The 11,326-nt window shown below is 69.3% G+C and carries 6 protein-coding genes; 4 read left to right on the top strand and 2 right to left on the bottom strand.

The genetic code is table 11. The annotated features are described in order from the left end of the window. The first annotated feature begins 382 nt into the window (after positions 1 to 382). Positions 383 to 3,595 (top strand): carbohydrate-binding protein, encoded by a 3,213-nt coding sequence (locus Acor_RS41280; protein ID WP_155342205.1) that lies wholly within the window; start codon positions 383 to 385, stop codon positions 3,593 to 3,595. 10 nt (positions 3,596 to 3,605) lie between these two features. Then, a complete protein-coding gene (locus Acor_RS41275) occupies positions 3,606 to 5,696 on the top strand; it encodes a ThuA domain-containing protein (protein ID WP_155342204.1) in 2,091 nt (696 codons plus the stop codon). Between the two features lie 170 nt (positions 5,697 to 5,866). On the opposite strand, the gene Acor_RS41270 is transcribed toward Acor_RS41275, so the two are convergent. Both Acor_RS41270 and Acor_RS41265 read right to left on the bottom strand, forming a co-directional pair. Then, a complete protein-coding gene (locus Acor_RS41270) occupies positions 5,867 to 7,648 on the bottom strand; it encodes an LCP family protein (RefSeq protein WP_155342203.1) in 1,782 nt (593 codons plus the stop codon). A gap of 177 nt (positions 7,649 to 7,825) precedes the next feature. After that, complete coding sequence (locus tag Acor_RS41265; protein ID WP_155342202.1) at positions 7,826 to 8,737, bottom strand: neutral zinc metallopeptidase; 912 nt, start codon at positions 8,735 to 8,737, stop codon at positions 7,826 to 7,828. 609 nt (positions 8,738 to 9,346) lie between these two features. Here Acor_RS41265 and Acor_RS41260 point away from each other — a divergent pair. Then, positions 9,347 to 10,216, top strand: coding sequence for a LysR family transcriptional regulator (locus tag Acor_RS41260; protein WP_155342201.1), 870 nt, complete (start codon positions 9,347 to 9,349; stop codon positions 10,214 to 10,216). Positions 10,217 to 10,858: 642 nt separating this feature from the next. Beyond that, positions 10,859 to 11,326 (top strand): hypothetical protein (locus Acor_RS41255; protein ID WP_218034821.1); only part of this gene is annotated, 468 nt, incomplete at its 3' end.

The following is an 11,326-nucleotide window of genomic DNA, read 5'->3' as shown; positions in this document are numbered from 1 at the left end:
GTCCTCCTGGGGGGTGTAAAGGTTGCGGGATCCGCTCAGGAAGTCGACCCTCCGAGCGGATTAATTTGCATGGCGCGCCGAATTAAATGATGTTCTTGCGTAGCCGCGCAAGCGTCGAAGCGCTTCGTGCAGGTAACACTTGCGTAACACGGCCGGATTTTGGGACGTTGTGGCAGCGGGGGTGTACACAGCGATGACTGGTATGTTAGAAAGCGGTAAATTCTTCCCTGTGCTCGCAAGAAACCGACAGAAAGACGCAGGCTACAGACGTGGCACCCGTCTTGTCTTTCAGTCGTTCCGCCCCACCGCAAAGCACGACGGCAACAAGCGCGGCGGCGCGCGCCTTGCCTGACTGATACCCAGGTCAGGAAGGACACCCCCCATGTCACGACCACATCCGAGGCTGTGGGCCCGGCTGGCCGTGGCGGCCGTTCTGGTCGCCACCGGCAGCGTCGTCCCCGCCGCTCCGGCGCTGGCGGCCGATCTGCCCGCCGCCGACTACCAGCAGGTCTCGCTGGCCTCCGGGTCCGGCGAACTGGGCGAAGCCATGTCGCTCGCCGTGATGCCGAACCGCTCGGTGATCCACACCGCCAGAAGCGGCCAGGTACGGATCACCGACGCCGCCGGCAACACCTCCCTCGCCGGCACCCTCAACGTGTACACCCACGACGAGGAGGGCCTCCAGGGCGTCGCCGTGGACCCCGGCTTCGCCACCAACCGGTTCATCTGGCTCTACTACTCGCCGCGGCTGTCCACCCCCAACGGGGACGCGCCCACCACCGGCACCCAGACCGACTGGAACACCTGGAAGGGCCAGTTCTACCTGTCCCGCTTCACCCTGACCACGGGCAACACGCTCGACATGGCCAGCGAGAAGATCGTGCTCCGGGTCGACAACGACCGCGGCCAGTGCTGCCACGCGGGCGGTGACATCGACTTCGACGCCGCCGGTAACCTCTACCTGACCACCGGCGACGACACCAACCCGTTCGAGTCCCAGTCGTACACGCCGATCGACGAGCGCACCAACCGCAACCCGCAGTTCGACGCGCAGCGCTCCTCCGGCAACACCAACGACCTGCGCGGCAAGCTGATCCGGATCAAGCCGGCCGCGGACGGCAACTCCTACACCATCCCGGCCGGGAACCTGTTCGCCCCTGGCACCGCCAACACCCGTCCCGAGATCTACGGCATGGGCTTCCGCAACCCGTTCCGGATGTCGGTCGACAAGGCCACCGGCATCGTCTACCTGGGCGACTACGGCCCGGACGCGGGCGGAGCCGTCGCCAACCGGGGCCCCGGCGGCCAGGTCGAGTTCAACCGGATCACCTCGGCGGGCAACTACGGCTGGCCGTACTGCACCGGCAGCAACACGACCGCGGAGACGTACAACGAGTACACCTTCCCGAGCGGTCCCTCGCAGGCCAAGTACAACTGCGCGGGCGGCCCGACCAACAACTCCTTCCGCAACACCGGCCTGACCACCCTCCCGGCCGCCAAGCCCGCCTGGATCCGGTACGGCGGCGAAGCCGGCTCCCCGCCCGAGTTCGGCGGCGGCTCCGAGTCCCCGATGGGCGGCCCGGTCTACCGCTACGACGCGGCCTCCACCTCCACGGTCAAGTTCCCGCAGTCCCTCGACGGCCGCTTCTTCGCCGGCGAGTACGGCCGCCGCTGGATCAAGGCCATCGCGGTCACGTCAACCGGCGGATACGGTGAAATTTCCGGACTCCCGTGGACCGGCACCCAGGTCATGGACATGGCCTTCGGCCCCGACGGCGCGCTCTACGTGCTCGACTACGGCACCGGCTCCAACAACCAGGCGCTGTGGCGGGTGGAGTACATCGGCGGCACCAACCGGAACCCGATCGCCAAGGCGGCGGGCACCCCGACCTCCGGCCTGGCCCCGCTGACCGTCGCGTTCTCCTCCGCGGGCAGCTCTGACCCCGAGGGCGGCGCGCTCAGCTACTCGTGGAACTGGGGCGACGGCACGGCCAACTCGACGGCCGCCAACCCGAGCCACACCTTCACCGCCAACGGCACCTACAACGTGACCCTGACCGTGCGCGACCCGCAGAACCTGCCGGCCACGTCGAACGTGACGATCACGGTCGGCAACACCGCGCCGACGGTCACCCTCAACCTGCCCAACAACGGGCAGCTGTTCAGCTTCGGCGACGGCGTGCCGTACACGATCACGGTCACCGACCCGCAGGACGGGACGATCACCTGCTCCCGGGTGCGCCTCACCTACCTGCTCGGCCACGACAGCCACCGCCACCAGATCACCCAGCAGAACGGCTGCAGCGGCACGCTGACCGTGCCCTCCGACGGTGAGCACGACGCCGCCGCCAACCTCTACGGCGTCTTCGTCGCCGACTACACCGACAACGGCGGCCTGAACGCCACCAGCGAGCGGATCACCCAGCCGAAGCACCGGCAGGCCGAGCACTACGGCGCCATGAACGGCATCCAGGCCGCCACCCACGGCCCCGCCGAAGGCGGCACCACGGTCGGCTTCGTCGACAACAACGACTGGATCTCGTTCACGCCGTACAACGTCTCCAACGCCAACAGCATCACCGCCCGGGTCTCCTCCGGCGGCGTCGGCGGCACCCTGGAGGTCCGCGCGGGCTCGGCCACCGGCACCCTGATGGGCACCGCCACCGTGGCCCCGACCGGCGGCTGGGACACCTTCGTCGACGTCAGCGCCAACCTGACCAACAAGCCGGCCGGGCAGACCACCCTGTTCCTGGTCTTCAAGGGCGCCACCGGGCAGGGCAACCTGTTCGACCTGGACGCGTTCACCCTCAACACCACCAGCGCGCCGCCGGCCGGCACCATCGAGGGTGAGGCCTTCACCTCGCAGTCCGGCGTGCAGACGGCCGGTCACGCGGCGGCCAGCGGCGGCCAGACCGTCGGCTACATCGACAACGGCGACTGGGCCGGCTACTCGCAGGTGACCACGGTCGGCGGCACAGGCTTCACCGCCCGGGTCTCCTCCGGCGGCCCCGGCGGCACGATCACCATCCGCTCCGGCTCGCAGACCGGCCCGGTCCTGGGCACGGTCGCGGTGGCGAACACCGGCAGCTTCGACACCTTCGCCAACGTGTCCACCACGCTCAACGGCGCGGGCACCGGGTCGCTGTTCCTCACCTTCACCGGCGGGGCCGGCGCGCTGTTCGACATCGACACCTTCTCGATCGCCCGGGGCACCAGCACCACGATCGAGGGCGAGGCGTGGAGCGCGCAGAGCGGCGTCACCAACGCCACCCACGCGCCGGCCAGCGGCGGCCTGACCGCCGGGCACATCGAGAACGGCGACTGGACCGCCTACTCCCAGCTGAACACCTCGGGAGCCAAGACGGCCAGCGTGCGGTTCTCCTCGGCCGGGGCGGGCGGCACCGTGCAGGTGCGGTCCGGCTCGCAGACCGGCACCCTGCTGGGCTCGATCACGCTCCCGAACACCGGCGGCTGGGAGACCTTCCAGAACGCGACCACGACCCTGACCGGCAACGTGTCGGGGACGCTCTACCTGGTCTTCGTGGGCGGCGCAGGGAACCTGTTCGACATCGACACCGTCACCATCACCAAGTAGGAGGCACGTGATGAAACGGCTTAGATTAGCCGTAGCCACGCTCGTCGCGGCCGCCGCCGTCCTGGCCGTGCCGACCGCGGCGCACGCCGCCGACCCGGCGTACCAGGTCCTGGTCTTCTCCAAGACCGCCGGGTTCCGGCACGACTCCATCCCGCAGGGCATCCAGCTGGTGCGCGACCTCGGGGCGGCGAACAACTTCACCGTCACCGCCACCGAGGACGCCAACTTCTTCACCGCGGCCAACCTGGCCAACTTCAAGGCCGTCGTCTTCATGAGCACCACCGGCGACGTCCTGAACGCGGCCCAGCAGACCGTCTTCGAGAACTACATCAACGGCGGCGGCGGGTACGTCGGCGTGCACGCCGCGGCCGACACCGAGTACGACTGGCCGTTCTACGGCCAGCTGGTCGGCGGCTACTTCAACAGCCACCCGGCCATCCAGACCGCCACTGTACGGACCGAGGACCGCTCGCACGCCGCGACCGCGCACCTCGGCCCGACCTGGTCCCGCTCCGACGAGTGGTACAACTACCGCACCAACCCCCGCACCGTCGCCAAGGTCCTCCAGAACCTGGACGAGGGCAGCTACACCGGCGGCGGCATGGGCGCCGACCACCCGATCACCTGGTGTAAGACGCAGAGCAACGGGCGCTCGTTCTACACCGGCCTCGGCCACACCCAGGCCAGCTACGCGGAGGCGGCGTTCCGCACCCTCCTGCTCGGCGGCATCCGGTACGCGGCCGGCTGGGCCAAACAGGACTGCCGGGTGGAGAGCGGCTACACCACCATCTACAACGGCTCCACCACCGGCTGGACCCAGAACGGGCCCGGCAGTTTCACCAACACCAACAACACGCTGACCTCCGTCGGCGGCATGGGCATGCTCTGGTACTCGGCCAAGCAGTACGGCTCGTACTCGCTGAAGCTGGACTGGACGATGCCCGGCGACGACAACTCGGGCATCCTCCTCGGCTTCCCGACCCCGACCGACCCGCAGTCGGCGATCAACCAGGGCCACGAGGTCCAGATCGACGCCACCGACACAGCGGACAAGACCACGGGCTCGATCTACGGCTTCAAGTCGGCCGACGTCGCCGCCCGGGACGCCGCGCTCAACCCGCCCGGGGCCTGGAACACCTACGAGCTCCTGGTCGAGGGCGAGCGGGTCCGGGTCTACCTGAACGGCCGGCAGATCAACGACTTCACCAACACCGACCCCGCGCGTTCGCTGACCTCCGGCTACATCGGGATCCAGAACCACGGGACCGGCGACGACGTGTCGTTCCGGAACATCCGGATCAAGGAGCTGGGCGGCCCGCCGCCCACCCAGAACACGGCCGAGGGTGAGGCGTTCACCTCGCAGTCCGGCGTGCAGACCGCCGGTCACGCCGCCGCCAGCGGTGGCCTGACCGTCGGCTACATCGACAACGGCGACTGGGCCGGCTACTCCACGCTCAGCACCGTCAACGCCACCGGCTTCACCGCCAGGATCTCCTCCGGCGGCCCCGGCGGCACCGTCACGATCAGGTCGGGCTCGCAGACCGGCCCGGTCCTCGGCACCGTGGCGATCCCGAACACCGGCAGCTGGGACACCTTCCAGAACGTCACCACGACGCTCAACGGCACCGGCACCGGCGCGCTGTTCCTCACCTTCACCGGCGGGGCCGGCGCGTTGTTCGACATCGACACGATCACGCTGACCCGGGGCACCCCGCCGCAGACCATCACGGTCGAAGGCGAAGCGTGGAGCGCGCAGAGCGGCGTCACCAACGCCACCCACGGCCCCGCCAGCGGCGGCCTCACCGCCGGCCACATCGAGAACGGCGACTGGACCGCCTACTCCCAGGTCAACACCTCGGGAGCCAAGACGGCCAGCGTGCGCTTCTCCTCGGCCGGCTCCGGCGGCACGGTCCAGATCCGCTCAGGCTCGCAGACCGGCACCCTGCTGGGCTCGATCCCGCTGATCAACACCGGCAGCTGGGACACCTTCCAGTCCAGGTCCACCAACCTGACCGGAAACGTGTCGGGCACGCTCTACCTGGTCTTCGTCGGCGGCGCAGGGAACCTGTTCGACATCGACACCGTGACCATCACCAAGTAACCCCCGGGGCGGCTGCCCCCACCCCACGCTGACCCCGAGTCAGCCCTCATCCGAAGGGCCGGTCCTGCGCCGAGGATCGGCCCTTCTTCATGCCCATCCGCGCTTACCTGGTGCCGGTATGGCGAGTACCGGCGCGGTGGTGATCGGCGCCGGATAGCCAATGAGTGGGGCTAGAAGCCGCAGATCTCCGACAGCGTCTGGTCCGCGGTGTTCTTGTTCGGGGTAGGCGTGGCCAAACCGGACGGCGTCACCGACGGCGTGGCCGTGGCCGTGGGGGTGCTGGCGGTCACGGCTCCGGACGGGGTGGCCGAGGCGACGACCGGGGTGGTGGTCATCGACTTGCGGATGGCCGTGGCCGTCAGCTTCTTGATCTTTTCCCAGTCGGCGCTGCCGGGCCAGATCTGCGGCGGCACGAACTGGGTACTGGTGATCTTCGCGCCCTTGATCTTCACGCCCAGATCGACCAGGTGCTCCAGCATCTCGCGCGGGATGTCCGTCCGGAACAGCCGCTTCGCCGCCCGGATGATCTTCGTGAAGTTGGCCAGCACCACGGCCGGGCTGGCCTGCTGGGCGAGCGCGCCGATCACGCAGCGCTGCCGCGCCATCCGGCTGAAGTCATCGCTGTTCACCCGGGACCGCCCGTACCAGAGCACCTGCTCGCCGGACAGGAGGCGGTAGCCCGCCGGGATGGTGCCGGCGGTGCCGAACTTGCCGCCGTACTTGACGTCCTGGGTGACGCGGATCTTGAGGCCGCCGATGGCGTCGATCAGCGCGGCGAAGCCGAACATGTCGACCATCGCGTAGTGGTCGATGTGCAGCCCGAGCGTGGTGCCGATCGCGTCCTTGAGCGCCTCAGGCCCGCGTACCCCCAGGTTGGGGTAGTCCTCCGCGTACTGCCACACCTCGTTGAGCAGGCCGCCGTTCGGGAGCTCGCGGCGGAAGCCGTCCGGGAACTGCTTGTGCAGCGGGCTGCGCTCGGAGAAGTACACGTGCTGCAGGTTGCGCGGCAGGCTGAACAGCACCGTGTTCCCGGTCGCGATGTTCACACTGGCCACGGTCATCGAGTCGGTGCGCACGCCGGTCCTGTTGCCGGCCGCGTCGCCGCCGATGAGCAGGAAGTTGACCCGCTTGCGCCCGTTGAACGGATCCTCGGCCTTGACCGGGATCGCGGTCGGGTTCCCCTTGTCGGACGGGAACGCGTCCAGGAACTCCTGAGTGCTGTTGACGGTGGTCGCGGTGAGCGCGAACGGCGCCATCACCGACACGCACAGCACACCCACCACGATGCCGGAGATGATCTGCCCCGACTGGGGAAGCCGGTCAGGCCCGAGCGTGATGTACGACAGCAGCACCAGCACGAACCAGGCCAGCGCCAGCACGGCGGCGGCGATGGTGACCGTGACGAGGGTGCTCTCCCGGATGGCCGCGCCGACGTTGCCGACGAACTGCAGGCCGTACACGACGCCGGCGATCAGGATCAGCGCGAACACGCCGAGCAGGATGATGCCGCCGCGCCGGTTGCCGCTGCGCAGATGAGCCGCGCCGGGGACGAACGCGGACAGCACGGTCCAGCCGATGATCGCGCCGGTGGACATCGGCCGCGCGTACCGGGGCGCTCTGCCGCCCGCCCGCCGCGGACCCTCTTGCCCGGGGTTGTCATGCCCCATGGCGGCATGTTCGGGGGGCGGGGGACCGGTCGGGTGGGCGCTCTGCGGCGGAGCCGTGGCGGTCTCCTCAGCGGCCCGGTTCGACCCGCCGCGCCGCCGTGACTGCGGCGGCCGGCCGGGCGGCTGCTCCTGCGGCCGCTCGGGAACGGGGTACGGCCGGGGCGGCTGCTGCTGCGGCGGCTGGCCCCCGGCCGGGTCGTGCGCCGGCTGCTGGTCGCGCGGGACCGGACGCCTGCGAGTCCGCCGTGGACGGCCCTCGTCCTCTGCGCCTCCCCCACGTCGCATGGCAGACCGCTCCCATCTATCAGCTAATGCCCCGGCAATGACCAGGGATTCTAGCCCCCATAACTGGACAAGACTGACACAAGCCTAGGAAGCAATACTTGAAATCTCCTATAAGACGGCTAACGGCTGTGCAACTGCCCGGGCAATGTCGCGGCGGCCGTGATGATGTTGTGGTGATCACGACACTGATGAGGAACTGACCGCCCACGTGTTGCACTGGTAGGCGTGCTGGCGCTGCCAGCCCTGGCGGAACCAGGCGCCGCTGTTCGCGGGGGAGCCGTGGTCGCGCGGGTAGCCCGGCCAGTCGCCGACGTTGGAGAAGAAGTAGAACAGGTTCTGGCGGCGGTTGGCCGGGATCGGGTAGGTCGACGAGACCGAGCGCATGAACATGCCGCTGAGGCAGTTGGCCTGCAGCTCGAACCGCCGGCTGATCGCCAGCCGCTGGTTCTCCGAAGTCGCCAGGTTGTTCTGCTCCTGGCGGGTGTGCGAGAGGCCGGTGAGGTACTGGACGTGGTGGCCGTACTCGTGGGCCATCATGCCGATGATCCCGCCGTGCCAGCTCACGATCGAGCCGTATCCGCGTGCGTCGCCCTTCCCCTTGGCCATCGCCGACGTGGACGCGTAGATCGTGGTGTTGGACGGGCAGTAGTAGGGCACGATGCTGCCCCGCATCGGGAAGTCCCCGCACGCGCCCCGGCCCGACCTGGCCACGATCGCGTACTTCGGCGGGCTGAACGGGATCCCCGCCTTCTCCAGCCGCGGCTTCCACGCCCGGCCCATGCACGCGCCGGTCTTGATGATCAGGGCTTTGAGCTGGCCGTGCGAGTTGATGTCGGCGTTCCCCGCCGGGCACCGCGTCCGCGGCAGCGCCCCCACCTGGTAGAGCGTGTTCTTCTTCAGCGACCGGTCCAGCTTGACGGCCGGCTTCGCCTGCGGTTCCGTGCCGGGCCGTCCGGTTTCGGTGGTGCCCCGGGGCCGATCCGCCTGGGCGGTGGTCACCGGCCCGCGCGCGTTGTCCATCAGGGCCGCGCTCACGATCAGCACCGCGAGCACGAACGCCCCCAGCCCCAGCAACCCCCCGACGATCACTCCCGCACTCGACTTGCGCCGCGGCGGACGCCAGTGCGGCGGCGTGTGCCGCGGCGGCCCATAGGGCCCTTGCGGCGCGGGCCGCGCCCCCTGCGGAAAGAACGGCCCCTGCGGCTGTACGGTCCCACCCGGCTGACCCGGTAAGAATGGACCCGGCGCCCTACGCGCCGGCGGCCTCGCCGGGACGAACCTTCCCGATCCCGGCGGCTGCTGGGACTGGTGGGTCGGTACGGGCGGATTCTGCTGCGCACCGCCCCGCGAAGGCTGGTTCGGCTGGGGCTGATGGGGTGGTACGGGCGGGTTCTGCTGCGGACCGCCCGGCGAAGGCTGCGGCTGGTGGGGCGATTGGGGCGGGCTCTGCCGGGGGCCGCCGGGCGGAGGCTGGTTCGGCTGGGGCTGGTGGGGCGGCTGACCGTAGGGATGGCTGCCCGATGGCGGGTACGGGTTCTGCGGCCCCAACGTCTACCCCTTTGCGCGAGAATGGGCAGAACAATACCCATTTCACATCCGTCACGGATGTAGCAGCGAACGGGCACAATCCGTAATCAGGCGAGGTGATCTCTGCGATGTTCCGGAATCACCGGCCTGCTCTGCCCTAGCGTTTTTGGCATGAATCTGCAGCAGCTCCGTTACGTGGTAGCCACCGCGGAGCACCGCACCATGACCGACGCGGCCAGATCCCTCTACATCGCTCAACCCGCTCTATCCCGCGCAATCCGGGATCTGGAGCGCGAGCTCGGGATGACGCTGTTCGCCCGGTCCGGTCGTGGCGTGGTCGTCACCGCACAAGGGCGGCGGGTCGTCAAACTCGCCCGGGAGGCGCTCGACGCCGTCCGGGAGATCGAGGCCCTCGCCACCCACTCGCACACCACGGGCGCCGAACTCCGGATCGCCTCCACCCCCAGCCTGGAACCGGGGCTCGCCGGACGCCTACTGCCCGCCTACGTGGCGGAGCATCCCGGCATCCGCGTGCACATCGTCCGCTGCGACGGCCGCGAAAGCGTGGTCAGCGCCGTCCGCGAGCAGCGAGCCGACCTCGGGCTGACCGACCTGCCGGTGCCCACCGACCTGATCAGCCATCCCCTGGAGCGCCAGGAGATCGTGCTGATCTCGCCGCCGGGCCTCGACCTCCCCGACCCCATCCCGATGAACCGCCTCAACGGCATGCGCCTGGTGCTGCCCTCGCCCGGCAGCCCCCGCCGCAAGGAGTTCGACCAGATCTTCGCCACGTACGGCGTCCGCCCGATCCCCGCGATCGAGTCGGACGAACGGGCGCGGTGGCTGCCCGCCGTACGGGACGGGAAGGCGTCCCTGCTCTGGTACCGCGGCATGGCCGAACAGGCCACCCGCGCCGGCCTGGTGGTCCGCTCCCTCGACCCCTCAGTCCGGAAGATCATCGCAATCGTGCACGCGCGCAAGCGCCTCCCCGCCATGGCCCAGGACTTCCTGACCCTGGCCGAGGGCGGCTCGGCCGCCTAATAGCCTGGACCGTTCCAAACCTCCCCTGGAGACGAAATATCAGCAAATATGGTGAGACTTCTGGATCGGCCATTTCCCGAAGCATCACCACCCACCTCGACACCACCCCGGGCCGGGCCACCGCATATCGGCGCCCCGGCCCGATCCATCTCCCCATCCGCCTGAACTCCATATCTGCCCGAAGTCTCCGCTCGTGAGGCATCTCCATCCGAATGATCCACATCGAGCCTTCCCAGGTCGAAAGCGGCATCGAACCTTCCCCGGGTCAAGAGCGGGCACGAACATTCCCCGGGTCGAAAGCAGGTGTCACCGAGCCCTCTCCGGGTCAAGAAGGGGCGCCGTAGAACCGCCCTCCAGGCCAAGAGCGGGTCCCTGCGAATCTCCAGTGCGGGTCCTGCGGATCTCCAGTGCGGTCCCTGCGGATCTCCAGTGCGGTCCCTGCGAATCTCCAGTGCGGGTCCTGCGGATCTCCAGTGCGGTCCCTGCGAATGTCCGGAGCGGGTCCTGCGAACGAACGTCCAGAGTGGTTCCTGCGAACGTCGAGAGTGGTCCTCTCTGAATAGCGTGCTCAGTGGATCTGGGCCGGTGCCGGGGCGGGTATCTAGAGTGGCTGATCTTGACTGCCCAGCGCCGGAGGATTCCGTGGCGTATCCATCGAAACCGCCGCTAGCCGCCAAGCTGCGCGCCGCGCTCGCGGGTGAGCGGGACGCGGTCACGCTGGAGGCGCTCCGCAGTGCCGGCCGGGCCGCGTACGACGAGTTGATGGCCGCCGAGCAGGTCCGCGAGGAACAGGTCATGGACCAGATCACGCCATGGGCGGCCAGCTCCGCCGTGAGCAGCCAGCTCCTGGCCGCCTGGAACGCGTTCGTCCTGCAGACCCTCGGCGAAGCCCTCCTGGACGCCGACTACGCCGCCGACAAGGGCACTGTCGGCTTCGTTCCCGGCACCACCCACGACCAGGCCCACGCCTGGCTGTCGGAGGTGCCGCAATGGATCGCCCGAGCCCGCCAGGCCCGCGCCGACCGCACCTACGACCTCACCGCCGAAATCGACCTCCCCCTCCGGCTCCCCGCCTGGGTCGCCGCCGCCCCTCTCCCCGCCGAACACCTC

Origin of the sequence: Acrocarpospora corrugata, from assembly GCF_009687845.1 — a bacterium.
In the GTDB taxonomy this organism is placed as follows: Bacteria; Actinomycetota; Actinomycetes; order Streptosporangiales; family Streptosporangiaceae; genus Acrocarpospora; species Acrocarpospora corrugata.
The sequence above is the reverse complement of the archived record's forward strand: the minus strand, read 5'-3'. Positions and strand labels throughout refer to the sequence as shown.